Genomic DNA, 23728 nt, shown 5'->3' with positions numbered 1-23728 from the left:
ATCCTTAGTCTGATTCTATTCTCGGGGCCAGAAGGTAAGATATTCTTCCTGCGCCGTTTGCAATTTCAAAGTCAATCAGGATAGGGAAGTCTCTGCCAAGAGAAAGGGTAACCTCATTTACCTTGTTTGTGGGCTTGACTATATCTGTCAGGTAGTCAAGGGAGAAGAGGGAACAGGCTTCACCTGCTTTCAGATCGATTAACTGGTCTCTGCCCATCTCCAGGCGGACCTGATCGGTATCGCCTTTAGCTTCCATATAGAAAGTATCTCCGGAGACTCCCATGAGCATATGATCGCTTATCTTTTCTGCGGCTTTTACGGCACGCCTGAGGTCCGCACCGTTCAGGACAACTTTGGCAGGCAGCTCGAGCTGGGGGACTCTGGGTTCTGCACGGATTGTTGAAGGGTCCAGCAGAGAAAGAGTATAGGATAGCCCTCCTACATCGATCAGGAGTTTATTGCTTCCTTCTTCAAGTTCCATCCGGACCGTATCGTTCCTGTCCGCAATTCCCAGAAGGTCGGTAATCTTGTTCAGGTCAAGTCCGATCTCACACTCATCAGCGCTGTATTCATCAAAAGCCGATGACCCGAGTTCAAAAATCCCCATTGCAACGTTGGCAGGGTCAACTGCTTTTACCGAAATCCCTTCGGGTTTAATCTTGAATCTAACCTCATCTACAATTACAGCCAGTGCGGCAATCGCGTCTTTCAGAAGCTCTGCATTAATTGCTGCCTTGAACATGATTCTTCTCCATCAAATAAATTTAAGCCTTAAACCCTTATCTATCCTTGGATATATAAATTTCCTTACAATTTGGGACTTTTTTTCCTTTTGAGGAAAACTTCCCGAATCGGAATAAGTAGCCATATATGGAATCGGGTTAAACCAGTAGATTCAAAGTCCCGGCAACTATATAAATCTTGGTCAGAAAATCAGGAAGCTTCAGGCTCTGCCTGAAACATAAAAGAAGTTCTGACCTGAGAATTAGTTTTCCAGAAGTGCATTTTCCAGAACTACGTTTTTTAGAAGGGCCGGAAGGAAAAAATTATGAAATTCAGTCGTATTCTCTCCACGTAAACCCGCACTTCGTACACTTGAAGAAACGGGTCTCGGACTCGTCAGCAGACCTGAGCTGTCTGAGCCACCAGGCTGCAGTGTTGTTTCCGCACTCCGGGCATTTTACATTCGTTGTTGGCAGGCCTGAAGTCTGTTCTCCTTCGAGCACTACTACTTCATGATCGTCAATCTTGGCTTTGGAGACAAAACTCTTTGCGTCACTTTCAATCGGTATTATGTTTCCACACTTTCTGCACTGGTAGTTGCCGTCTTTAGGAAACATCATACTTTTGCATTTGGTACAGAACTGCATTAATATCACTTTTTGCGTCATTTATCATTTTATTGTGGTCAAAAGCTAGCTCAGGAATCGAATCAAACTCAAAAAGTTCAACGGCATCAGCATCAGAGCCTGATTTTAAATCTCCGTATCCTTTCGCAAGGTAGCACACTGAGACCGTATGCCTTCTTGGGTCACGTTCAGGGTCGGAATAGACACCGATAAGTTTGAGAATCTCTACGGAAAGGCCTGTTTCTTCAAAAGCTTCCCTGGAAGCTGCTTCTTCTGTACTTTCCCCGATTTCGACAAAGCCGCCAGGAAGGGCAAATTTTCCCTGATACGGAGGGTTTTTTCTCTTCACCAGAACAAGCTTGTTTTTAAAGAGAATTACAGCATCAACGGTCAGGCTGGGGGTATTATGTTTCATAAAACGCCTTCGAAGTTCACTTTCCGGGAGATATTTTTCCTCTGCCAATCTCCTTCCTGATTAGCTTTTCTGGCGCATCGCCAGGTAAAATAATATATTAGTATAGTGCCTATTGTAGAAACTCGTCATCATATTTCAATTATTCTTATCAACTTTTTTATTCTTTTCAATTCTTTTTCGAGTTATTCTCAGATTCTCAGGGCTATTAGTCGAGTTCTATCAAGCAAAAAAGTCACTTACGCAGTAGCCTTTATTAAAGGTTTCTCTTTTACAGTTTCCCAAAAAGTTCTTTATCTATTTTTTAAGGACCTTTTTGTCTGGATCATTTTTCTTATAAACAGAGATATTTCATAATCGTTATTTTTCTATAATAGAAATTTGTTACCTATCTACAGGGCTCTTAATATAATCAAATGCCGACTGCAGAAATCTGCGCAGGTATTTATATATCCGGAGTTCGATCAGGTGCGCACAATCCGCAATAAGGTATGTATTTGCCAGTGCCCTATCTCAGCTTCTCAGGAGAAAAATTCATAAAGCTTTAAGTCCGCTGGCTGTAAATCCGTTATATCAATAAAATCCATAAGCTTTGAGTTCCTTAATACTTATAAAATACTTGTAATTATGAAAGCTTTAAGTCATTTGTAGAAGCTCTATGGAAATCTATTAATTATTTTAGGGAATTTCATGTTTTACTTTCCGGAAACTTCAGAACTTGTTCGGGATTTTCCAGTATCACAGAAGGGAAAGGGGATCTGGAATGTCTTCGCCCCGGACAAAAAGGTGCGTGAAAAATGATAGAAAGTGTACTCTGGCTCGCAGTCGGGTTAATGATTGCGTCATCCGTTATCCCCAGAAACTCAAGAATTCGTAAACTGGTAGGGGGAATAGGGTGGGGTGTGTTTTCCATCCATTGGGGTTTCCAGCCTCTCCACTATATCGAGATTCAGGACTATGCCAATGTGGTCCTTACATTTTTATTTGCCCTATTCTGCTTATTTGTGGCATATATCATGCTTCGGGAGTACAGGAAAGGCCCTCTTCTCGTAAAACAGAATAGAGAAGTGGTGCACTCGGAAGTTTCAGCTCCGATAGAAGGAGATTCCCTTGACATAACTTCGATGCTTACGAGTGCAAGCGCTCTTGGCGCTCTTATTTATTTCCCGTTTGCAAATTTCTCTACCCTGAATACCTGGATTATTGGAAATGTTACCTCGCAGGTTTTCTGGGTTCTTCAATACCTGGAGATCCCGGCATACATGAAAGCCTGGAACATGATAACCCTTAACGGTTATACGGTTGAGATTATCCTTGCCTGTACCGCAATTGAAAGCATAGCCCTTTTTATGGGGCTAATAGGTGCGGTCAAAGCGCCCCTGAACCGTCTTGTAATGGCCTTCATCGTATCCGTGCCCGTGATCTATGTGCTTAACCTCATCAGGGATATTTTTGTGGTTATAGCTTATGGAGAACAGTGGTTTGGGACTGACAGTTTCATGATCGCCCATAACTATATTGCGAAGGCAGGGTCAGGGATCGCTCTCTTTGCAATTTCATATGCAGTACTCAAGATTCTGCCTGAGTTGCTGGGAATGATCGATGGCCTCTGGGCAATACTTTCCGAAGAATTGAAATATCTTCTGCATAGATTTGCTGGGGATTGAGATTGATGATTGCAAAAGGATCCGAACCCTGGCTTTTCACAGCTGCATCTGTAACTGCCCTGTTTGCAATTCTCTCCTGGGCAACGGATAGTTTACCGTTCCTTAATCATGCAGCTCATATGGGGATGGCATTAACTTTCTTTATGGTTATCTTTTTCAGGGATCCCGAAAGAAAGGTAGAAATCTCTGATGCTTATATGATTTCTCCTGCCGATGGCACGGTTATCGACATCAGGGACAGGAAAATCTGTATTTTTATGTTTCTTCAGAATGTACATGTAAACAGAGCTCCGATTTCCGGAAGGATCAGGGAAATTACCTACAAGAAAGGTGGTTATCTCCCTGCTTTTTGTAAGGATTCGGAAAGGAATGAAAGAAACGAGTTCATTATCCACAGCAAGTACGGGGATGTAGAAGTTACGCAGATTGCAGGCACTATTGCCCGCAGAATTGTCACATATTCGAATTTGAATGACATTGTAGAACAGGGACAGCGGATCGGAATGATCCGTTTCGGGTCAAGAGTCGATGTAACAATTCCTCATGATTTTGATATTACAGTCTGTAAAGGGGAGCGGGTGCTTGCAGGCAAAACCGTTATAGCAACAATAAAAAATGACAGGGACTTTTGATATGAACGTATTTCAAATGTTAAGGCTCCCGGACCTGGTCTCTCTTTTGAACCTGATCTGCGGGATTGGCTCCATTGCAGTAGCTGCCCAGAGTAACTCTTTTGGCTTTGCCTTGATCCTGCTCCTTATTGCGGCAATTGCAGATGGAGCGGACGGATACATCGCCCGCAGGTTCAGAGGAGGAGAACTCGGAGAGCAACTCGACTCTCTTGCAGATGCAGTCTCTTTTGGGGTCGCTCCCGCTCTTCTCATCTTCCTGGAATTCGGAGAACAGGACCCCCTTGTCGCGATATTTGCAGCTTTTTATGCTGTATGCGGGGTGCTCAGGCTCGCCCGTTTCAATTCTACGATATCTACCCCGAAGCCCGGATTTGAAGGGCTCCCCATCACCGCAGGCTGCATTATGCTGGTTACCTACCTTTTGCTTGGCGAAAGTATCGTAGGGATAGCCTTCCTGCTGGCTTTGACTCTTGCCCTCTCTATCCTTATGGTCAGTTCCGTAAGCTATCCGAAGATAAGGAATATCAAAATTCTGGCTTTCGTAGCTGCGGTTTTCGTGATAACTATTCTTCTGTACTTTATTGATCTGGAGTACATGCGGCTTTTTTCCTTCCTGCCTTTCATTCTTATGCTTACTTACCTGTTTTCTCCTTTCCTGAAGATCCCTCTGATCAGCCCTGTTAACAGTAAAGATCAGGGGAACAAAAAGGCAGTGAAAGCCGGAGGGGAAAAAGAAAAGCATTAAAGCCTGTTCAAATATTACTGTAGTTTCTGACTTGGTATTTATACCTGGCCAACTTGATATCTGGTATTTGGTCTAATTCGTCCGCAGCACATCGAATTAACAAGGAGAAGTTTATTTGACCGGAAACAAAATAACCGATAGAGATAACGCACTTTTCGAAGCAGGAATAAAACTGGGAGCTTTATACCATCAATTTACGGGTTCCCCGGTAAACCTGAAAACTGTTTCGAGCCTTGAGCAGGCTATCCAGGAAAGCATTTCAGTTCAACCGTTTGTGGAAAGCATCTTCGTGAAAATTGACCGGGAGCTCTTGAAAAGTAAGCTAAACAACGAGTTCGGATATACCGAACTTCAGGGACCCATGCTCGATGTTAAAATCACTGTAAAATACGGCTCTTCACGGGTGAAAGTCGCAATGGAATTCGACTCCGAACTGAATTATCCATTGATGAAAATTAAAGATATAGAATAAAATTAAAAGCTGAACCTAAAAAAATAAATCTTAATTAAAGTAACCAGAGGTTTTTAAACCTCTGTTTTTGCAATTTCAAAAGCCCTGACTACCTTTTCATTCTGTTCGGGGGTCCCGACTGTTACCCTGATAAGGGAATCTCCGGCTTCCCTGAATGAATCGCAGGGGCGCACGATTATTCCTTTTTTCATAAGGCTTTCTGAGACCTTTTTTGCTTTCAGGGGGGCAACATCTACGAGCACGAAATTTGCCTGTGAAGGATAAACCGTGAACGGGATGTTTTTCCTCATTTTTTCCCTGCCTTCTCTTGCAAGATTTATGCTTTTATTCAGGTGGTCGGCATCCGAAAGTGCGGCTACTCCTGCCTTTAAAGCCGGGAGGCTTACCGAAAAAGGGGTGGCTGCCCTTGAATACTCTTTTACGAGCCATTCCGGCAATATCCCATATCCCAGGCGCAGGCCTGCAAGCCCGAAGACCTTGGAGAAAGTCCTCCCAACCGCAAGGTTGTCATATTCCCTTACAAGCCATGCGAGGTTCCTGTCCGCAAATTCAACATATGCTTCGTCCACAAACACAAGGGAACGGGTATTTTCTACGATTTTCCTCAGGTCGGCTTCGGGAAGGAGGTTGCCTGAAGGATTGTTTGGGGAGCAGAGGAAGATGATCTTTGTCCTGGGCGAGACGGCTTCAAGGATCTTTTCAGGGTCCAGGGAAAAGTCGGGGTTCCGCCTGACAAAAACCGGTTTCCCCCCGCAGGCTCTGGCAGGCAGTTCGTAATAAGAAAAGGTCGGGGTGGGGACAATAACCTCATCTCCCTTTTCAATGATTATCCTGCAAAGTCCGTCAAGCAGCCCGTCCATTCCGGGGCCGGAGGCGACGATGTTCGATACCGGAAATCCGGTGTATTTCGAGAGGGCTTCTCTTAATTCCCATGCATCGGCTGAGGGGTAGATATTTGCTCCGGGAGCTGCCTCTACGAGAGCCCGGACAGCTTTGGGGGAGGGCCCAAGGGGATTTTCGTTTGAACCGAGTTTGATAATCGATGTCGGGTCAAGCCCGTAAGCGGAAGCTATCTCTTCTATGGATTTTCCGGGAACGTACTCTGCGATATCAAAGATTTCTTTTTTTATCAGTTCAGGCCTGCTCAAGAACATCAACTACCGTATCGATCTGCTCTTTTGTAATCACAAGTGGAGGGACAAGGCGGAGTACCGAGTCCGAGGTGCAGTTTACGAGCACACCCTGTTCCCTTGCAAAGTCAACAAATTTGCCGCAGGGGTACTTAATTTCAACTCCTATCATAAGCCCTTTCCCGCGGATTTCCACAACGTCGTCCCTCTTCATGCCGGCAAGCCTTTCTTTGAAATAAGCTCCCATTTCCTTTGAGCGCTCCAGAAGCTTTTCTTCCTTTATCGCCTTTATCGAAGCAAGTGCGGCTGCACAGGCAAGGGGCCCGCCACCGAAGGTGGAAGCATGCTGTCCGCGCCCGAAACTGATCCCGCTGCGGGCCGCAATGGCGCCCATGGGGAAACCTCCTCCTATTGCTTTTGCCATGCTCATGATGTCAGGTTCAACCCCGAATTGCTCTTTGCAGAACCAGGTGCCTGTCCTTCCAAAGCCGGTTTGCACTTCATCAAAGATAAGGAGGGTGCCGGTCTCATCACAGATCTCCCTTACTTCTTTTAAGTATCCGGGATCCGGTATGTTTACCCCGCCTTCCCCCTGAATGGGCTCAAGGATTACTGCTGCAGTGTTTTCTGAAATTGCCTGCCTGATAGCATCGGCGTCGGAATATGGGACAAAGGAGGTTTCGGAGCTTACCGGCGGCATGAAAGGGTCCCTGTACATGCTTTTGTGGGTCACGCTGAGGGCTCCAATAGTCCTCCCGTGGAAGGAGTGTTCGGCTGCTACAAAGGCACTTTTTCCGGTAACCAGGCGAGCCAGTTTCATTGCAGCCTCTACGGCTTCGGCTCCCGAGTTGCAGAAAAAGACGCGCTCCATGCCTGTAATTGAGGCAAGGGTCTCAGCAAATTCTGCCTGGATTTCGGTATAATAGAGATTGGAAACGTGAATCAGGTTCTCTGCCTGTGCCTGGATTGCTTTAACAACTGTCGGGTGGCAGTGACCTACATTGTTTACCGCGATGCCTGCAACGCAGTCGATATATTCTTTCCCGTAGATATCCTGGACAACCGCTCCCTTACCCTTTGAAAGCACAAGAGGCTGGTGCCCGTAGGTCTGCATCACATACTCTGAGTCTTTTTCTATAACGGAATCGTACCTTGCCTGCGGGTCCCCGGATTCAATAATGTTTTCTGTCAAGTGAATTCCTTTCCTTGAATTTGTGATCATAAGTTTATTTTAAAGGTTAATATTGTAATTTTTCTTGAATTTTAATTAGTGTTCAAGCTGCATTCAGTTTCAGTTATATTCAGTTTCAGTTATATTCAGTTTCAGTTATATTCAGTTTCAGTTATATTCAGTTTCAGTTATATTTAGTTCCAAGTGTATTTCTTTTCAATTTCATTTAGTTTCAGTTGTATTTTTTCAACTGTGTTCATTCTCCTAATGTATTTATTCTCTTAATGGACTGCCGGTTTCTACGGACTGTATCCCTGAATTTAATAATTTCCTGATTAATGGACTTCTCAGTTTAAGCTTTTCTCTACCATCGCCAGAAACCAGGTAATTCCCTGCTTCCCTGAAAACCGATCCCTTGAGAACTACTTTCCTGGGAACATTCCTGACTATTTGCTGCCCTTTCTCTGAAAAAAAGAAATTTTCTGCATTATTTTCCATATTCTATGGAATTTTCCTGCATAAGGACAAAATCAGGATTCACAGAAGACTCGATATTTCAGGAGCAGTCTGTCTTGATAAATTCCGGGCGGAAGATTCTGGTTTCAGGAGCTTCGGACTTAAGCCGGGATTATGATCAGCTCTGATGCTCTCCGGCTTCGTGTCTTCTTCTCAATCTTCTCACTCCGCCGATGCGCCGGGTCCTCCCTAAAGCCACGGTCCTGGCAGACATCCCTTCCCTGCCAGGTACAAAGCCGTTTTTAGCTTTTGCACTGGTTTTAATGAGCGAGTCAATCTCAATTATGTCCAGAGCTTTAAGAAGCCCATCCTGGGGTACGGGTTCCCTGACTTCTCTTGGAATCACTTTCCCCAAAGCATTAACTTCTGCAAGAACCGGCTTTTCTGCAGCGTCCCTTAAGAAAGAAACTCCTGAAGGCGCTTTTATGGTGCCGTCTACCCTTGCGTTTTCATACAGTAAGACGGACTCAGCTTTTATTCCACCGAAAACCCTGGTGTTCCGGCCAATATTTACCTGTCCTTTTGAAGATAGATTCCCATAGATAGTGCTGTTTTCTCCTATGCTGATCTTTCCTTCGGAATAAAGGCTCCCCTTCAGGATCAGGGTTTTTCCGGTTTCGACAGATTGTGCCTTCAGGTTTCCTATCAGATAACAGTTATTTCCGATAACAGCATCCCCACCAACTTCAATGGCTTCAGGAGCGATTTTTGTGCCTGTGGGTATGATAAGTACTTTTTCGGCGGGTTCCTTCCCTTCGGATTCCCGGTCCTCTTCGGAGTCGTCAAAAAGCTCTTCAAGGGCTTTTTCGATTTCCTCTCCCCTTCCAAGGCGCATCATTTCCCTGATGTACAGGAACAAAAACATGATTACAGGAACCGGGTTCCTGACGACGATCCAGCCTTTGGCTACAAACCCGCCTTTTATTTTGACTTCCTTGCCTACGTCCAGGTCCCCTTCTACGGTCAGTTTCCCCTCAATGCTAACGAATTCTCCCAGATAGGCGTTTTTACCGACTTCCACATTGCTCCCCATTTTTGACCACATGTCAATCCTGGCATCAGAGCAAGCTACCACATCTCCGGAAACGGCTACTCCTTCTCCCATAATGACCATATCCCCGGATATGCCGTACTGGATGATGGAGTGGTTGCCGACAATAATGTCTCCCTCAACTACAATCCTGTTTGTGTCTATTCTGGTATTATCGGGAACCAGAAGGTGTTTTAGGATTTGCTCTTGCTCTGGGATGCTTTCACTCTCCGGGAACTGTTTTTTACAATCTGGTACGAGTTTTGCTTTTAAAACCGCAGGGCTGAAAATACAATTATTTATTTTGCGAGTAGTATTCATTCAAAAATAACTATCTACGATATATTCTTATCCATTTTTTCCGTTCAGCCTGGCATTTTTGAGCAGTAAGAATAGCCTTTTAGATATTATATCCAGCTATATGAAAATTTGCGTAAAAAGTAAAATACCTTTTGCCTTCCTGTATCAGATTTAAAATTCATTTTTCTTTTCTTAAGTTAAGATTTTCTTGAATCTAGATTTTATGGTTTGCTGGCTGCCTTTCCGGACCTGAAAGGTTTATTCCTCTTTTTTCGAAGCAATTCCTGTCCGTACATCTACAGCTGCACCGCTGTCAAGAGCCAGGATCTCTGCAGGGGATAAGAGCAACTGCCCTGTCGCAAGCAGCCTGTCTGCTTCATCTGTAACAAGCACTTCCTCTCCTGCGCGGAGTTCATTGTCAATCTCAATTACATGCTTTGCAAAAGCTGTTTTGCCTGCCTCAACAAAAGGAGCAGCGTCTTTCGAAACAACTACCCTGAGCCTTTTTCCGGGAAGAAGCCTGTGGACTACGGCAGCTCCTTCAATACTTAGCGTGAAAAAACCATCCTTTGCTCTGGCTGTTGCAATTCTCTTGCCTGAGGAAAAGACCTGGCGTACTCTTTTTGTCCGGGATAACTGGAACGTTGATCCGTCAGGGAAAAGTTCCTCTCCCGTACCCTTCCCGAACTGGTAATCCGCAATCATACGGACCCTCGAAAGTCTTTCTACATCGCCGTTCATGAGGCTAAATAATATATGCAGACCTTAAAGCCGTTCCGGTCATTAGACTCCAAAAGACTTAAAAAAATAAATAATTAAGATGGGACAAATTTATATTTCTCTGATGAAATAATAAATTATTTATATTTTGTACATTTTCTAACAATCTAACAATAACTGTCTGGAAGTAGAAATTTCATAATAATGTAAATTAAAAAGTAATTTTCCTGATTTGAAAGGGATCTGAATCCAAATCTCACGACCCCTCAGATACTTAATTCTGCAGATGGAAATTTCTCCAGAGTAGCTTCAACTTAAAAAAGAGAATTCGAGGATTTTGTTGATTCGCAAAAACGTTTCTTTAGATGAGGCTCACCTCCAGAAACTCCAGCCTCTGCTGGAAAAAAATGGAGGGAATTTGAGTGCAGCTATACGTGAAGTTATCGACCGTGTCAGCCCTGACCCTGAAAGCCCCCGAACCCCTGAGGAAACAGCTGGGGATCTGAAAAATAGTAAATCTTCTGAGGTAAGGGAGCAGCTTATTCAGAGTGGCGAATGTATAATGATAAGCCAGGAGACTATGAAATGGCTTGTGAAAAACAGTGCTGGTAGACTTATGGACGAGGATGTTGTTCACGAACTACTCAATCCTTATCTCCTCACTACAGTTTCAAGGTTAAAGGAGTTCCTCAACCGCAGCAGTAAAACCGCAGGCTGGAAAATAGACGTCTCCTGTTCTTTCAGGGGAGAAGTCGAACCCGAATCTTTTACTATGGATTTCGTTGGCGGAGACAGGGATTTTCGTGAGCTTCTCGTAGAAGCTGTCTGCATTTTTCTTTCTCGCTGGATGGACCTGGATGTAGAGGCCCTTCACCGGAAGTCCAATTCAATTACCGTATACCTGAGGCATTTTATCCGGCACGACACCCAGGATATAAGCACCGGCGTCAGGAAACATTTCGGGGCTAAGGACCTCCTGTACAGGGAAATCGAACGAAAACCCGATTTTTGGGTAACCCTTGCAGAACTTTATCAAAAGTTCAATTACCAGAGGGTAAATCTGGACAAGAACCTTTTTGAAGCCCTGGTGGCTGGAAAGCTTCCTGACATAACAAAATATTTTGAGCTTAAAGCCGACCGTTCCCTCCGTGAAATCCCTCTTTCGGAACTGCTTCCGCTCTTTAAATACCTGGTAGTTGCCTCCCAGCTGGTAAACGATGTGGAAATATATACTGAGAAGGGAAAGGAGCAGATAAAAATCCGGCATGATTATTCTGAAGAGAGCGTGATTTTAACCCTGATCCAGCTGTTTTCCAATGTATTTAATGCGGGCTGGCATAGTTTCAGTGTGAACTACGTCTCTGAACTCATAATATTCGATTTTTCTCTTCCTGATACTTCGGAACGGGACGCTGTAAAAGTTTCTTCCGGTCTGGATCTGGAATAAAATAACAACTTTTATTATATATATCGATCTTGTAAACTTGTCTGTAGTCTTTAAGTTCGTGGTATGTCTGCATTGCCAGGACGTTTGTCGAAAAAACACTCTTTATAAAGCAGGGATAAGCTTTGATTCGCAAAAACGTTTCTATGGAAGATGAGTACCTTCAGAAACTGCAGCCCTTTCTGGACAAGAATAACGGGAATCTGAGTGCTGCAATAAGGGATGCAATAGAACTCGCAGACGCTGCCCTTCGGGGTCATGAGTCCGTAGAAGATGCTCTGGAATATTTTACGGAAGGCTCAACAAAGTATCCTGAGATCCGCAACAGCCTGATCGAGAGCGGAGAATGTATATTGATCAGTCAGCTTTCATTCCGATGGTTGATTGAAAATACCGATGGGATACTGGTAGATGACGAGCTTGTAAGTGAACTTTTCAATCCTTATCAGATAAAGACTGCTCCGGATCTCCTGGAGTATCTCAATACACGTAGTCGGAATATGGGCTGGGGAATTAAAGTTTCTATCAACACCTGGCAGGAGGATAAAACCGAGGTAATATTGCTTGAAAAAGGGGACCCCAGTTTAAGAGCCTATCTTGCTGAGGCAATCTCTATCTTCCTTGGTCGCTATCTCAACCTTGATGTTTCCTTTGTCCACCGGAAATCCAACTCGATCCGTATCTTTCTTAAGGAACACAGATCTGATATGGAGGTTCCTCCGGGGATTAGAAAGAACTTCGGGACTCTTGACTATACTTTTAAGGAAATCCGAAGCAAGCCGGAATTCTGGACTTCCCTGGTGGAGAGGTACAGGTTGCAGAGGTATCAGCGGGTAAACCTTAACAAGGATGTCTTTGAAGCATTTCTTTCAGGGGAGATTCCTGATGTTACAAGCTTTTTTGAGGCTTCTGCAGGCAAGCCTATCCAGGAAATTCCGCTTTACGAACTGTTTGCTATTTCCAAAAAATTAATTTTTGTTACCCAGCTTGCAACTGATGTTGAAAGGACGGTTGAGAGGGGCAAGATACACATCAAAATTCGACATCAATTTTCCGATGAAATTGCCATTGAAAGACTTATAGCTCTTTTTTCAAAATTATTCATGGCAGCAGGGCATGCATTTGAGGCAAGGACCGTATCAAATCTTATTATCCTTGAGTTTAAAGAACCCTGTTCTGTCTATTCTTCAAGTAGTTACAAACATTGAAATTTCTCTTCCTTCTCATGCCCTGAACTCTGTAAAGAAATTAGATAAAGTACTCGCTTAAGTGAAACTTTCAATCTATTCTCTTACTCTCTTATATGCTATTGTTTTCCTGTCTTTTTCTTCCTGAGCTCCTTATCCTTTAATATAAACTTTCCTTTTTACCCTCTAGCAAAAAAATTAATAAGTAGGAGATACAATCTATTACTGGTTTATAAAAATGGTAAAGTACAGGGCCGAGGAAAGTTCGAATTTCCTGTGCTTCCAAAAAGGGATAAGAGGAACTCTGCTTGATAGTCCGTAAAAATATTTCGATCGATCAATGCTATATTGATAAATTAAAGCCCTTTCTGGACAAAAATAATGGAAACTTAAGTGCGGCGATAAGAGATTCTATCGAAACCGCCTCCCAGGCTCTTGATGAGAAAAAGAATGAGAAGGGAGAAAAAGGTGCAAGTAGCGCTTTGAAAACTGTCGAGTTACGTAACAAAATGGTTGAAGATGATGAGTTTCTGCTAATCCATCATACCATGCTTGAATGGTTTATCAAAAAAACCTCAGGCCTGCTTCTTGAAGAAGCGACTGTATACGAGTTAATAAACCCTTATACTATCAAGAAAATTCCTAATTTTGTTAGTTATGTAAACGCCCTGAATGATAGGATGGGCTGGAAAATTAAAGTTGATGCCGAATATGCCGAACCGGAACCTGAAACTTTGATCCTGACCCTTTCGAACGGCAATCCCTGTTTCAGGGGAATAGTTGCCCAGAGCCTTGCCCTCTATCTGGCGAAGCAGATGAAAATGGACGTACAGGGGCTGTTCAGCAAGTCAAATGCAACTAAAATCTATTTTAAACGATTCGAGTTCCTCAATTATGAAAAAGTCCCTAAAGGGTTTGAAGAGCATTTCGGGTCAATGGAAGGCACTTTCCGGGAAATCCAGAAAAGGCCGGAGTTCTGGAAGAATCTTATCAAGGCCTACAGGCAGCAGAACTACCAGCGACTCAGCATGAACAAAAAAGTTTTTGAAGCATTTGTCTCAGGAGATCTTCCTTCGGTTGACGACATGGGAAGAGAATTGGAATTGCTTTCAGGCAAACCCCCGGAGACTTTCACCCTTGCCGAGCACATAATGATTTTTAAGGAACTTTACCTTACGGATAGTATCGGAACCGATATTGAAATCTGTACTGAGAAAGGCCGCGAATATGTTAAACTGATTCACGACTACTCCGATAGAAAAGTATGTGAACGCGTTATACAGTACTACTCAAATATCTTCAAATCTATTGGTCATCCTTTTACAGTCACTTCCAGCCCCCATATGATTGTTTTCGAATTCGGAAAAAACCTGAGCCTCAGCCACGTCTCCGAACCCGGACTTGCAGGTGCTGAGTCCGAGCTTTCCTTCACTCCCTGAGTTTTTAGTCAGATACTTTCATATGCGGGAGTTTCCTATCACTTTTCATGAGTGATGTAATTCTGTTCTGGGACTGCCCTATTCTTTTTGAAAAACTGTTTGTAGAATACGGGCTCGAGTGCAGCCGAGCGCTCTCGACGTCCCTTGGTACCCCTTATCTGCCCGCCTGTAAAATTCTTATTCTGCCTACCGGGTTTGCAAATAAGCAGTATACAAAAACAGGAGTCGGGCTTGAACGCGGCAAACGTTCCCTTGAAAGATTTGTGGCAAAAGGTGGAACCCTGCTCGTCTTCAGTCCCCTTGTCCCCGAATATGAGTATGAGTGGCTGCCTTTCTCCCTGAAATACGTAATGGAAGAAAACTCCTGCACACCACGTCCTGTGGGCGAGCATGAAGCTCAGAAACTTATCGAAAACATTGTCCCCCCTGCAGGATGTGACGGCTACTTTTCAGAAACCGATGCCGAAGTTGTACTTGAAGATGATAGAGGTAGGCCCATTATGGTCTCAAAAGGAATCGGAGAAGGCATGATTGTCGCAACCACAATCCATGAACTACCCGCAGCCGGGTTCTTTGAGTGCAGGGCCGCATGTACGAGAAAAGTGAAGGCCTGACAAGAATATCTGACGGTGAAAGTCTGACAAATGAAAGTCTGACAAATGAAAGTCTGACAAATGAAAGTCTGACAAATGAAAGTCTGACAAATGAAAGTCTGACAAATGAAAGTCTGACAAATGAAAGTCTGACAAATGAAAGTCTGACAAATGAAAGTCTGACAAATGAAAATCTGACAGGTGAAATCTCAAGCCAAAAATATTCGCTTTATAAATCCAAAACCTGAAAAATTAAAACCTGAAAAATCTAACCCAAAAACTAAAGAAATACAGAAAAACCAGCGTAAAAAGGACTTGATAATAAACATAAAGAAAACTTTAAAGGGAAAACAAACGGCTACAGAGGGTAGCTCTTTTGTCAGACCTTATTTTATTTTCTTTACATTTTTATCCTTTTTATACTGCTCTCTAAGTTTCTTGATTTCTTCTGCTTCATTTTTCATCCTTAGTACAAAGAGGCCGAAGCAGGGTTTTATGAATTGAAATAGGATTGCATCTCCTGAGAAACCAACAGGGATAGCTGTACCCAGAAGGAAAATGCCTTTTATATTATACCCTCCTGGTACCAGGTACACTTCATCCGAATGTTCTTTAATAAGGTTTTCACATTCTTTCGGGGTTGCATTTTTCAGGAGGATCTCATAGTCAAATTCGCTTAAACATACCATTTTTGTACCTTTTATGATTTTTTTCTTTTAGAGTAAGCCATAAAGATTCTGACGTTTGTCACTGCTTCGAGTGACAGCAAGTAAATCTACAAATTAAAATTATGGGGGGATGATATATAGAGATAACATTTTGAAACGAGAAACGGAGGATTCTGTAAATCTTATTATTCAATCCAGGTCTCATATTCCGCAAAACCGTTTTCGAAAAATTTTTCTCGATAATGTTTTGAAAATTTACAAATAGAAGATAAGATTTCATGGATCTAGAATTTGTTCCTTTCTCAAAACAGTTATGAGTTTCACTATAGAATAAGCAGCTCTGGTAATTCCCATGCTGCGTTCGTCCACATCTGTACCAACTAAATACAGGTTTTTTACTGGAGTAACTGTCTCTGCGATAAAACCGTCTATTGCAACCGAAGCTTTTTCCGGAACAGTTATTTGATAATGAATCATATCTATATGTTTGTTTATGCCAGGATAAACTCGCAAAATAGTCTCGTACGCATCCATTTTTTCAGATTCTAATGAATTATTTTCATTTATGGAAAACATAAAACCTACAAGCTTTTTGCCCGCAGGAGCAAAACTCTTGTTATAATTGCTTATCGGCATTGCCCAGAAAGGTTTCTGTTTAAACCACACTTCCCCACCTGTGTAGTTGAATTCTTCAAACTCTTCGTCCAGACCAAGCCATATTGTTAAGGCCTTCGACTGTTTGATTCTGCTTAAATCCGAAATACAAGACGCAGGTAAATCAGTAACATATTTAGGAAGATCTTTTGCAAAAGCTGAGTAAATAATCGTATCTGCAAAATAGGAGTCTTCATTTGTTAAGACTCCTTTTGCAGTGTTGTTTTCTGTGATTATCTGTTCTACGGCAGTATTAGTTTTAATCTCCACCGTTTCTGGCAAAGAATACAGAATGGCATTTAATATCGCTTTCAAACCGTTTCGCGGATAATACTGATTATAATTTACTTTGTTATTATTTAACAATCGACTGACATAAGACATTCTTTTAAATTTATCAATATACTGATGTTCGCTATTTTCGTGAATAATATCTTTCTCTATATCCTCTTCAATAAATCCACCTCCGACAAACATCCTCTGAACCGATGTCTCTTTAGCAGATTTTCCAGATAAAAAATAACTAAATGTATCCATGAATTCTTTTGTGTCAGATGAAAGTGCATTCCATGGCAGGGATTGATAAACTGAAATATTAGATATGTCAGTTCCGAATTGCCATGAAAGTAGCATTTTAGTTAATGATTGCGCAATTATGAGGCGGTCTTTTCTTGGCAACACATCCATTGTAAGGTAGCCCGTAAGAGTGGTGGGCACTTCCTTCAAGCCATCTTTATCGCGTATAAAATAATCACCGTAATCAACAAAAGCGGGAATATAGTCAAAATAATTTTCCATTAAATATCTTAGTGGCCCGCCTTTATGGAGTTGAGTAATGGCATGAGGCCCGGTATCAACCCGATAGCCATCAACAAGATAGCTATTACAATTATTTCCCAGCTTCCTGTTTTTCTCTAAAACAAGAACTTTTTTCCCGGACTTGGACAATACCAGGGCAGATAATAAGCCACTGACGCCACCGCCTATTACAATAGAATCATAATTCTCCATAATATTTCTTTATAATGTAATACTAATTAATATTTTTTTATTATGCAGGAGTAATGACCTGAATAGAAGTCGATGAATCCCACTGTATCAATCGCCTTATGAAGACTTTTGCCCTCTTTCATGTTCTTTATGAGGCCAATAAGTTCTGTAAAGGTGTGATAGTCTATACCTGTATATTCCTTCAATAAAACAAGGATATAATGTTGACATACCGGGCATGAACCCGGTAAACTGATCTTGACAAGGGTTCATTCCGGAAGGTTGAACATTTTCAGGACTGATCTCAACAGGTTTAATACACAATTGGTTCTATCATTAGAATGATCAAAACCAGAACTTCGAGGGATTAAAACTCAAACCTATAGGGATGGTTGAACTAAGACGTTGTCTCGTTTTCAAAGGCTTCTACCGAATGTCAACTGCAAAGGTTGAAATTCAGGATTAACCTATCCCATTCTTACAGTTTATCCAGAGATTATCCAGAGATGAAATATTATGACCGGTGCAAAAGTGCTCCTAATGATGGGATGTCCCGAGATCCCGATCCAAACCAGCATTGCTCTGTATCTTTCCCACAAGCTGACCAACTTAGGATTCGATGTAACGGTTGCAGGGACAGAAGCTGCAACCAGGCTTTTGAAGGTCTCTGATTCCGACGGCTATTATGCAAAAAAGCTGGTGAATCTCGATAAAACCATGGAGGACATTATTGAGAAAAGAACGGATTTCGACATCTGCTTCGCCTTTATGCATAACGATGCCGGAATGACCTATGCAGCGACCATGAGTGCTCTTTCTCAGGCAAAGCTTTACTCCATAGTCTTTGGCAGACACGCCGATGAACTGGCTGAAACCATCGAATTCGATGGTGAAAAGATCGTCTCGAAGGATGTTCACAACCCCCTCCGTCTCAAGAACAGGCTGGATAAAGTTGTGGAGGGGATAGCCGTATGAGCTGTATTGAGCAGATGAAGTACGAGATCCTCCTGGAAAAGACGACTTATAAAGAGGCCAGAGAGTACATCGAGAAAAACGCAGAAGAAGTCCACTATGTAGACCCTGGCTACAAGATCTTCAAGGACTACCACATAATAGGAGTGCCGCCCATTGCTATGGGGGTTAAGGGCAATGCTCTGATTTTCACCTATACAAAGCCCTGCTACGGAACCTTTGTCCTGACCATAGATAGCGAGGACAGCACAAAAGAGATCGACCGGCTCAGGGAGACGGAGAAGGGAAAGGTTAAACCCTCTTTGAAGAAGAACAAGCCTCCTGAGAGCCCGAAAGCGCCTTCTGGCAGTTATCTGGATATGTGGAAAAAATGAATTCTTTTAATTCCTTTATTTTCATTTAAAAGTTCGGGAAATAGTGTTTAGGAGAAGAGAATTAGGAGAAAAGAGTTAAGAAAATTGATTTTAGGGGAAAAGAATTAGAAGAAATGAGTTTAGAAGAAATGAGTTTAGAAGAAATGAGTTTAGAAGAAAAGATTTTCCCCTAAGTTTTCTTCTAAGTTTTCCTCTAAGTTGTCTTTCAAAATTGAGTTTTATACTCTTACTCTATTATTAGGTTTTTATTCCCCTATTTTTATTCCTCTATTATCAGGTCCTTAACCCTGATCCCGCTTTCTACGATTTTTCCCACGATTTTTCCGCCTGTAAGCTCTGCAGCTTTTGCGGCATCTTTTTCCGGCAGGATAATCAAAAAGCCCATGCCCATATTGAAGGTTCTGTACATCTCAAGATCTTCGACTCCGCCTTCTTTCTGCAGGAATTTGAAAATCTCCTGAGGCTCGATAGGATCGGAAAAGTCAAAGCCAAGCTTCGTTACCCTTCTCAGTTTCAATAGCCCGCTGCCTGTTATGTGGGCAAGCCCGTGGACTTCGCACGCTTCAAGGACATCAAGGACTTCTATGTAAATCCGGGTGGGCTCAAGGAGTTCGTCTCCTATGATCTTTGAACTGTCATAGGGGCAGGGGTCGTGGTAAGAGTATCCTGATTCTTCGATTATCTTTCTTACAAGAGTGTAGCCGTTGCTGTGGACCCCTGTGCTGGGGATGCCTACAAGCACATCGCCTACCCGGACCTTTCCTCCTTCAATGATATCCTCCTTTTTGACAAACCCGAGGCAGGTGCCTGCAAGGTCAAAACCTTTGATGATATCAGGGAGGGTTGCGGTTTCCCCGCCTACAATGGACATCCTGGAGATTTCGGCTCCTTTTAGTAGCCCTTCTCCTATCTGGGCTGCAAAGCCCTCTTCATGCTTTTCCAGGGCCAGGTAGTCCACAAAGGCTACGGGTTCGGCCCCGATGGCAAGGAGGTCGTTAACGTTCATTGCGATACAGTCTATCCCCACGGTATTCCAGCGCTTCATCTCGTTTGCAATCAGGACTTTTGACCCTACCCCATCCGTCGTCATGGCAAGGGCATATTCTCCGAAGTCCAGGAGCCCGGCATAGTGTCCTATTCCTGTAAGGGGGGCTCCAATACCCTTTCGAACATAACTCAGTTTGTCGATCAGGGTTTTGACTGTTTTTTCTTCCTTTGTGATATCCACGCCCGAATCCGCATATGTTAGGTGCTTTTCGCTCACTCTCTGACCCTTCCTGTCTGCTTCATAGCTTTTTTTCAATTCCATTTCCATTGTAAAGTTCGAATTCGTCATGCAGGGTCTTGACTGCAGCAAATGCGTCGCTCCCTCTGACCACGAAAGAGATATTGTACTGGGAAGACCCCTGGCTGATCATAATAATATTAATCATTGAATTTCCAAGTGCTCCGAAGACTCTTTTTGCCACTCCCGGAGTTCCTGCCATGCCCGCACCCACAACTGCAACCACACAGACATTTCTATCCGAGGTGATTTCCTTTACGATTTCACGGTTGAACTCGGTGTGGAGGGCTTTTAATGCAGATTCCACATGTGACTCACTGACCACAAAAGAGAGGTTTGACTCTGAAGACCCCTGGCTGATCATAACAATATTTACCCCAGCTCGGGCAAGTGCGGTAAAGAGCCTTGCCACTGTTCCGACCGTTCCTGGCATTTCGGCTCCTGAAATATTAATAAGCGCTACGTTCTTGATCAGGCTTACTGCTTTTACTACGTGCCTGCACTGGAACTTCTCCGCAACCACAAGTGTGCCCGGAAACTCCGGATCAAAGGTATTTTTGACGCGTACGGGAATATGTTCGCGCATTGCAGGTTCAATGGTGCGCGGGTGCAGCACGTTTGCCCCGAAGTAAGAGAGTTCCATGGCTTCTGCATAGGAAATCTGAGGGATGGTCTTTGCTTCGGGCACGATTCTCGGGTCCGTTGTCATAATCCCGTTGACTTCTTTCCAGAGCCAGATCTCATCGGCTTTCAGGGCTGCCCCAAGGATGGAAGCCGAGAAGTCAGATCCGCTTCTGCCAAGAGTGGTAATGATCCCGTCTTCATTTTCTCCAATAAAGCCCGTGACCACGAGGATATGAGACTCAATCCTGCACCCCAGCCTCTTTAAGACAAGCTCGTATGTCTTTTCAAGAGGGCGGGCATTTCCGTAATCCGATGTAGTTACAATCCCGGCTTCTCCTCCGGTGTATTCGATTGAGGCTACTCCAAGGGAGCGGACCGCACCCGAAACTATAGGAGCCGCTAGTCTTTCTCCGTAAGAAGAGATATAGTCAATCGATCTGGAGGTAAGTTCGCCAAGATAGCAGATCCCGATCAGGGCTTTTTCCAGCTCTTCAATGCGGAGGTCAAGGACCTGGAGGACTTCTTTTGCGACCCTGGGGTCATCAATGGCATCCCTCACGGCTTCGTGGTGTTTGTTTGTAAGCTCTGTTTTAAACTCTTTTACAAGCGAAACCTTACCTTTTGTTGAGGCAAGGCGAGCATTTTCCAGAAGCCTATCGGTTACTCCACCGAGTGCCGAGGTTACTACCACGATCTGGTTGCCCTCCTCATAGTATCTTCTAAGGAGCTGGGCAACGTGACGGATTTTCTTTCCGTCTCCAACGGAAGTTCCTCCAAATTTCATTACAATTTTCATGATCGGATCACGTTTTGGCCTTAAGTAGTATATTCTGACATCGTTATTTTTTATAATATGTTAGTCCTGATATTTTTGTTTAATTAATTCTGACTATCCTGATCGTATTCAGGATAATCCTAAATAGCACTAGTTATGATCTGGCATTAGCACTAACAATAATCTGACATGTGTCCCGTTACGCTTACAGGTCGCTTCCCTATAAATAACCCTTCCTGCAAAGAACAGCATACGCTGGCTCTCCTGACACTTAATATATTTTACGCCGGGAACCTGTCCTGTATAGGATATGGATACTATATTATAATGTTTGTGTAAAATGGGTATGGAATTGAAACGTTAGGATTGGCAGAAAAAGCCTGCTGGCAGGTGTCCAAGAAAATACCGGAACAGGCCTCCAGCAGAAAATGATATATTTTATCCGTAAGATGAAAGTGTAAAACAGTTGGAAACAGGTGAAGCAATGAAATACGCCGTACTTATAGGAGACGGAATGGCGGATTATCCCATAGAGGAACTGGGTGGCAGGACTATTCTGCAGGCAGCTCGAACCCCCGCTATGGATTCCATTGCAGCCCACGGAAAAACGGGGCTTGCAAAAACCGTGCCTGAAGGGTTCCCCCCCGGAAGCGATGTGGCAAATATGTCCATTTTCGGGTATGACCCAGCAATCTATTACTCAGGGAGGGCTCCTCTGGAAGCTGCAAGTATGAGAGTAACCCTTGCAGCCGATGATGTGGCTTTCAGATGCAATCTCATAACAATCGAAAACGGAAAGATAAAAGACTACAGTGCAGGGCATATCAGCAGCGATGAAGCTGAGATTCTGATCGATACGCTTGATTCCGAACTCAGGACTGAAAAAGTCAGGTTTTATCCGGGGATAAGTTACAGGCACCTTATTGTTGCCGGGAATGACCTGGGAGCTGAAACGGAATGTACACCTCCGCATGATATCACAGGAGAGAGAAAAGATGATTATCTCCCCCGAGGAAAGGACGGAGAGTTTTTTTCAGGGTTGATTGAGGCGTCCACGGTCGTTCTGGAACTGCACCCTGTTAACCTGAAAAGAGTACAGGAAGGCAAAAACCCTGCCAATTCGATCTGGGTCTGGGGTCAGGGTTATGCTCCGAAGTTCAAGACTTTCCAGGAACTTTACGGGAAAAAAGGAGCTATTATCTCAGCCGTGGATTTGCTCAAGGGAATCGGAATCTATGCAGGGCTGGATGTGATTGAAGTCCCCGGGGCAACCGGTTATCTCGATACAAATTATGAAGGAAAAGCCAGTGCAGCTATCGAAGCCCTGAAGACCCGGGATCTTGTCTTTGTCCATGTGGAAGCCCCTGACGAGGCAGGGCATGAAGGAAGTCTTGAGAAAAAAATGAAAGCGGTCGAGGATTTTGACAGCCGAATAGTTGCTCCCATCCTCAAACACGCCGAAAATTCGGATGAGCCTTTTACGATTCTTGTACTGCCTGACCATCCGACTCCGATCTCGGTAAAGACCCATACCAGGGACCCTATTCCGTTTGTGGTTTACAGAACTGATGAAACTGATCCTGATAGCGTGGAGACCTTTGATGAGGAATCGGTCAAAAATGGTTCCATGGGTCTGGTAAAAGCCTCAGACCTGATAGGAATGCTTGTAAAAGGCTAAAACCTGTGTTCAGGTTTTTTATTCTGTTAAGGTTTTTTTATTCCTGAAGTTAGCCCTGAAGTCTTTCAATTTCTCCGGAAATTCCACCCGGGGTTTTCGGGGATTTTCTCTTTCAGACATTTTATTTTTCAGGTTCTTTTTTCCTTAATTTTATTTTTCGGGTTCTCTTTTCCTTTACATTTTAGTGAAATTATCCCCCAGGAAAACATATATATCCTTTCTCAATATATTCAAAATAGCATATCTATAGATGCATTATTTTTTACTTAAGGGGGAATATCAAGATGAAATGGCCTGCTAAAAGATCATTTTCAGGACCCGCACGCTGGGATCCTTTTGAAGAGATCAGAAGAACACAGGAACGTCTGAACCAGCTGTTTGAAGACTTCATGCCGATGGAAGAATGGGGAGGTGGAAAAGTGTACACTCCTGCCATTGATATCATGGAAGAAGACAACAAGCTTGTGGTTACTACAGACCTGCCCGGAGTCACCAAGGAAGATGTTGAAATCAATCTCAAAGAAGACATGCTTGAGATCAGTGCAAAGACCGGCAAGGAAAAGGAAACTGAGGAAGAAGGCTACCTGCGTAAAGAGAGGGAGTACACACGTTTTTACCGTGCCATCCGTCTGCCAGCCGGGGTCAAAGAGGAAGGATCTACTGCAAAAATGGAGAATGGTGTCCTGACAATTTCTCTTCCGAAAGCTCAAATTGAAGAGCCGAAAAAGAAGATAGAAATTGAGTAACCGTTCCAAAAAAGTAAACTCTACTACAAGACTATATAGGCGAGACAAACTAAGAAGATGAACTAAGAGTGACTGAAGATGAACTAAGAATGACTGCGAAAAACTCGCAGTTTTTTTAGTTTCATTTTTTATTTTCGCCTGTTTATGTTTTTCCA

General features: G+C 43.4%; 25 protein-coding genes. 13 read left to right on the top strand and 12 right to left on the bottom strand.

Features of this window, described 5'->3' with window-relative positions; genetic code table 11:
- Positions 1 to 4: 4 nt before the first annotated feature.
- From ACSAZL_RS20020 to ACSAZL_RS20010, 3 genes are all read right to left on the bottom strand, one after another.
- The gene (locus ACSAZL_RS20020) at positions 5 to 742 is read right to left on the bottom strand and encodes a DNA polymerase sliding clamp (protein WP_440946322.1); all 738 of its coding nucleotides are present in this window, start codon (positions 740 to 742) and stop codon (positions 5 to 7) included.
- Positions 743 to 1055: 313 nt separating this feature from the next.
- On the bottom strand, positions 1056 to 1370 hold the full coding sequence (locus ACSAZL_RS20015; protein WP_440946321.1) for a transcription factor S: 315 nt from the start codon (positions 1368 to 1370) through the stop codon (positions 1056 to 1058).
- Positions 1330 to 1764, bottom strand: a complete 435-nt coding sequence (locus tag ACSAZL_RS20010; protein ID WP_440946320.1) for an NUDIX domain-containing protein — start codon at positions 1762 to 1764, stop codon at positions 1330 to 1332. Before ACSAZL_RS20010 ends, ACSAZL_RS20015 begins: the two co-directional genes overlap by 41 nt.
- A 794-nt stretch (positions 1765 to 2558) precedes the next feature.
- Between ACSAZL_RS20010 and artA the strand changes: the two genes are divergently transcribed.
- The 4 genes from artA to ACSAZL_RS19990 all read left to right on the top strand — a co-directional run bounded on the left by artA (position 2559) and on the right by ACSAZL_RS19990 (position 5277).
- The gene (artA, locus tag ACSAZL_RS20005) at positions 2559 to 3428 is read left to right on the top strand and encodes an archaeosortase A (RefSeq protein WP_440946319.1); all 870 of its coding nucleotides are present in this window, start codon (positions 2559 to 2561) and stop codon (positions 3426 to 3428) included.
- 5 nt (positions 3429 to 3433) lie between these two features.
- Positions 3434 to 4060 carry a phosphatidylserine decarboxylase gene (locus ACSAZL_RS20000; protein ID WP_440946318.1) on the top strand — a complete coding sequence of 209 codons (627 nt, stop codon included), beginning with the start codon at positions 3434 to 3436 and terminating at the stop codon, positions 4058 to 4060.
- A 1-nt stretch (position 4061) separates the two neighbouring features.
- The gene (locus ACSAZL_RS19995) at positions 4062 to 4805 is read left to right on the top strand and encodes an archaetidylserine synthase (RefSeq protein WP_440946317.1); all 744 of its coding nucleotides are present in this window, start codon (positions 4062 to 4064) and stop codon (positions 4803 to 4805) included.
- A gap of 115 nt (positions 4806 to 4920) precedes the next feature.
- Complete coding sequence (locus tag ACSAZL_RS19990; RefSeq protein ID WP_440946316.1) at positions 4921 to 5277, top strand: dihydroneopterin aldolase family protein; 357 nt, start codon at positions 4921 to 4923, stop codon at positions 5275 to 5277.
- 53 nt (positions 5278 to 5330) lie between these two features.
- On the opposite strand, the gene hisC is transcribed toward ACSAZL_RS19990, so the two are convergent.
- The 5 genes from hisC to ACSAZL_RS19965 form a co-directional block, all read right to left on the bottom strand.
- The gene (gene hisC, locus ACSAZL_RS19985; RefSeq protein ID WP_440946315.1) at positions 5331 to 6431 is read right to left on the bottom strand and encodes a histidinol-phosphate transaminase; all 1101 of its coding nucleotides are present in this window, start codon (positions 6429 to 6431) and stop codon (positions 5331 to 5333) included.
- Entirely contained in the window at positions 6412 to 7599 is a 1188-nt protein-coding gene (locus ACSAZL_RS19980; RefSeq protein ID WP_440946314.1) for an acetylornithine transaminase, read from the bottom strand. Before ACSAZL_RS19980 ends, hisC begins: the two co-directional genes overlap by 20 nt.
- A gap of 252 nt (positions 7600 to 7851) precedes the next feature.
- Positions 7852 to 8076 (bottom strand): hypothetical protein, encoded by a 225-nt coding sequence (locus ACSAZL_RS19975; RefSeq protein ID WP_440946313.1) that lies wholly within the window; start codon positions 8074 to 8076, stop codon positions 7852 to 7854.
- A gap of 136 nt (positions 8077 to 8212) precedes the next feature.
- A complete protein-coding gene (locus ACSAZL_RS19970) occupies positions 8213 to 9325 on the bottom strand; it encodes a hypothetical protein (RefSeq protein WP_440948916.1) in 1113 nt (370 codons plus the stop codon).
- 357 nt (positions 9326 to 9682) lie between these two features.
- A complete protein-coding gene (locus tag ACSAZL_RS19965; RefSeq protein WP_440946312.1) occupies positions 9683 to 10165 on the bottom strand; it encodes a PUA domain-containing protein in 483 nt (160 codons plus the stop codon).
- Between the two features lie 319 nt (positions 10166 to 10484).
- Here ACSAZL_RS19965 and ACSAZL_RS19960 point away from each other — a divergent pair, with 319 nt between their 5' ends.
- From ACSAZL_RS19960 to ACSAZL_RS19940, 5 genes are all read left to right on the top strand, one after another.
- Entirely contained in the window at positions 10485 to 11591 is a 1107-nt protein-coding gene (locus tag ACSAZL_RS19960) for a hypothetical protein (protein WP_440946311.1), read from the top strand.
- 122 nt (positions 11592 to 11713) lie between these two features.
- Positions 11714 to 12796 carry a hypothetical protein gene (locus tag ACSAZL_RS19955; RefSeq protein ID WP_440946310.1) on the top strand — a complete coding sequence of 361 codons (1083 nt, stop codon included), beginning with the start codon at positions 11714 to 11716 and terminating at the stop codon, positions 12794 to 12796.
- A 287-nt stretch (positions 12797 to 13083) separates the two neighbouring features.
- Complete coding sequence (locus tag ACSAZL_RS19950; RefSeq protein ID WP_440946309.1) at positions 13084 to 14214, top strand: hypothetical protein; 1131 nt, start codon at positions 13084 to 13086, stop codon at positions 14212 to 14214.
- 47 nt (positions 14215 to 14261) lie between these two features.
- Positions 14262 to 14828 carry a hypothetical protein gene (locus ACSAZL_RS19945; RefSeq protein ID WP_440946308.1) on the top strand — a complete coding sequence of 189 codons (567 nt, stop codon included), beginning with the start codon at positions 14262 to 14264 and terminating at the stop codon, positions 14826 to 14828.
- Positions 14804 to 15055, top strand: a complete 252-nt coding sequence (locus ACSAZL_RS19940; protein ID WP_440946307.1) for a hypothetical protein — start codon at positions 14804 to 14806, stop codon at positions 15053 to 15055. Before ACSAZL_RS19945 ends, ACSAZL_RS19940 begins: the two co-directional genes overlap by 25 nt.
- Positions 15056 to 15193: 138 nt before the next feature.
- Here the strand turns inward: ACSAZL_RS19940 and ACSAZL_RS19935 are convergent, their stop codons facing one another.
- Both ACSAZL_RS19935 and ACSAZL_RS19930 read right to left on the bottom strand, forming a co-directional pair.
- On the bottom strand, positions 15194 to 15496 hold the full coding sequence (locus ACSAZL_RS19935; protein ID WP_440946306.1) for a DUF1894 domain-containing protein: 303 nt from the start codon (positions 15494 to 15496) through the stop codon (positions 15194 to 15196).
- Positions 15497 to 15751: 255 nt separating this feature from the next.
- Entirely contained in the window at positions 15752 to 17140 is a 1389-nt protein-coding gene (locus tag ACSAZL_RS19930; RefSeq protein ID WP_440946305.1) for a phytoene desaturase family protein, read from the bottom strand.
- A 519-nt stretch (positions 17141 to 17659) separates the two neighbouring features.
- Between ACSAZL_RS19930 and ACSAZL_RS19925 the strand changes: the two genes are divergently transcribed.
- Positions 17660 to 18094 (top strand): DUF1890 domain-containing protein, encoded by a 435-nt coding sequence (locus ACSAZL_RS19925; protein ID WP_440948915.1) that lies wholly within the window; start codon positions 17660 to 17662, stop codon positions 18092 to 18094.
- The gene (locus ACSAZL_RS19920; protein WP_440946304.1) at positions 18091 to 18465 is read left to right on the top strand and encodes a DUF1894 domain-containing protein; all 375 of its coding nucleotides are present in this window, start codon (positions 18091 to 18093) and stop codon (positions 18463 to 18465) included. Before ACSAZL_RS19925 ends, ACSAZL_RS19920 begins: the two co-directional genes overlap by 4 nt.
- A 259-nt stretch (positions 18466 to 18724) precedes the next feature.
- Here the strand turns inward: ACSAZL_RS19920 and purM are convergent, their stop codons facing one another.
- Together purM and ACSAZL_RS19910 are read right to left on the bottom strand one after the other, a co-directional pair.
- On the bottom strand, positions 18725 to 19729 hold the full coding sequence (purM, locus tag ACSAZL_RS19915; RefSeq protein ID WP_440948914.1) for a phosphoribosylformylglycinamidine cyclo-ligase: 1005 nt from the start codon (positions 19727 to 19729) through the stop codon (positions 18725 to 18727).
- A 22-nt stretch (positions 19730 to 19751) separates the two neighbouring features.
- Positions 19752 to 21170 (bottom strand): aspartate kinase, encoded by a 1419-nt coding sequence (locus tag ACSAZL_RS19910; protein WP_440946303.1) that lies wholly within the window; start codon positions 21168 to 21170, stop codon positions 19752 to 19754.
- A gap of 463 nt (positions 21171 to 21633) precedes the next feature.
- Between ACSAZL_RS19910 and ACSAZL_RS19905 the strand changes: the two genes are divergently transcribed.
- Both ACSAZL_RS19905 and ACSAZL_RS19900 read left to right on the top strand, forming a co-directional pair.
- Positions 21634 to 22827: a cofactor-independent phosphoglycerate mutase gene (locus ACSAZL_RS19905; protein WP_440948913.1), complete on the top strand. Its 1194-nt coding sequence runs from the start codon at positions 21634 to 21636 to the stop codon at positions 22825 to 22827.
- Positions 22828 to 23111: 284 nt separating this feature from the next.
- Positions 23112 to 23573 carry an Hsp20/alpha crystallin family protein gene (locus ACSAZL_RS19900; RefSeq protein WP_440946302.1) on the top strand — a complete coding sequence of 154 codons (462 nt, stop codon included), beginning with the start codon at positions 23112 to 23114 and terminating at the stop codon, positions 23571 to 23573.
- The last annotated feature ends 155 nt before the right edge of the window (positions 23574 to 23728 follow it).

This window comes from Methanosarcina mangrovi (assembly GCF_052057765.1).
Lineage (GTDB): Archaea > Halobacteriota > Methanosarcinia > Methanosarcinales > Methanosarcinaceae > Methanosarcina.
Note: the sequence above shows the minus strand (reverse complement) of the source record. Positions and strands in the feature narration are given on the sequence as shown.

Excerpts from the sequence above, each read along its gene's own strand:
- ACSAZL_RS20020 (WP_440946322.1), bottom strand. The coding sequence starts at position 742 with ATGTTCAAGGCAGCAATTAATGCAGAGCTTCTGAAAGACGCGATTGCC.
- ACSAZL_RS20015 (WP_440946321.1), bottom strand. The coding sequence starts at position 1,370 with ATGCAGTTCTGTACCAAATGCAAAAGTATGATGTTTCCTAAAGACGGC.
- ACSAZL_RS20010 (WP_440946320.1), bottom strand. The coding sequence starts at position 1,764 with ATGAAACATAATACCCCCAGCCTGACCGTTGATGCTGTAATTCTCTTT.
- artA (WP_440946319.1), top strand. The coding sequence starts at position 2,559 with ATGATAGAAAGTGTACTCTGGCTCGCAGTCGGGTTAATGATTGCGTCA.
- ACSAZL_RS20000 (WP_440946318.1), top strand. The coding sequence starts at position 3,434 with ATGATTGCAAAAGGATCCGAACCCTGGCTTTTCACAGCTGCATCTGTA.
- ACSAZL_RS19995 (WP_440946317.1), top strand. The coding sequence starts at position 4,062 with ATGAACGTATTTCAAATGTTAAGGCTCCCGGACCTGGTCTCTCTTTTG.
- hisC (WP_440946315.1), bottom strand. The coding sequence starts at position 6,431 with ATGTTCTTGAGCAGGCCTGAACTGATAAAAAAAGAAATCTTTGATATC.
- ACSAZL_RS19975 (WP_440946313.1), bottom strand. The coding sequence starts at position 8,076 with ATGGAAAATAATGCAGAAAATTTCTTTTTTTCAGAGAAAGGGCAGCAA.
- ACSAZL_RS19965 (WP_440946312.1), bottom strand. The coding sequence starts at position 10,165 with ATGAACGGCGATGTAGAAAGACTTTCGAGGGTCCGTATGATTGCGGAT.
- ACSAZL_RS19945 (WP_440946308.1), top strand. The coding sequence starts at position 14,262 with ATGAGTGATGTAATTCTGTTCTGGGACTGCCCTATTCTTTTTGAAAAA.
- ACSAZL_RS19940 (WP_440946307.1), top strand. The coding sequence starts at position 14,804 with ATGTACGAGAAAAGTGAAGGCCTGACAAGAATATCTGACGGTGAAAGT.
- ACSAZL_RS19935 (WP_440946306.1), bottom strand. The coding sequence starts at position 15,496 with ATGGTATGTTTAAGCGAATTTGACTATGAGATCCTCCTGAAAAATGCA.
- ACSAZL_RS19930 (WP_440946305.1), bottom strand. The coding sequence starts at position 17,140 with ATGGAGAATTATGATTCTATTGTAATAGGCGGTGGCGTCAGTGGCTTA.
- ACSAZL_RS19925 (WP_440948915.1), top strand. The coding sequence starts at position 17,660 with ATGATGGGATGTCCCGAGATCCCGATCCAAACCAGCATTGCTCTGTAT.
- ACSAZL_RS19920 (WP_440946304.1), top strand. The coding sequence starts at position 18,091 with ATGAGCTGTATTGAGCAGATGAAGTACGAGATCCTCCTGGAAAAGACG.
- ACSAZL_RS19910 (WP_440946303.1), bottom strand. The coding sequence starts at position 21,170 with ATGAAAATTGTAATGAAATTTGGAGGAACTTCCGTTGGAGACGGAAAG.
- ACSAZL_RS19905 (WP_440948913.1), top strand. The coding sequence starts at position 21,634 with ATGAAATACGCCGTACTTATAGGAGACGGAATGGCGGATTATCCCATA.
- ACSAZL_RS19900 (WP_440946302.1), top strand. The coding sequence starts at position 23,112 with ATGAAATGGCCTGCTAAAAGATCATTTTCAGGACCCGCACGCTGGGAT.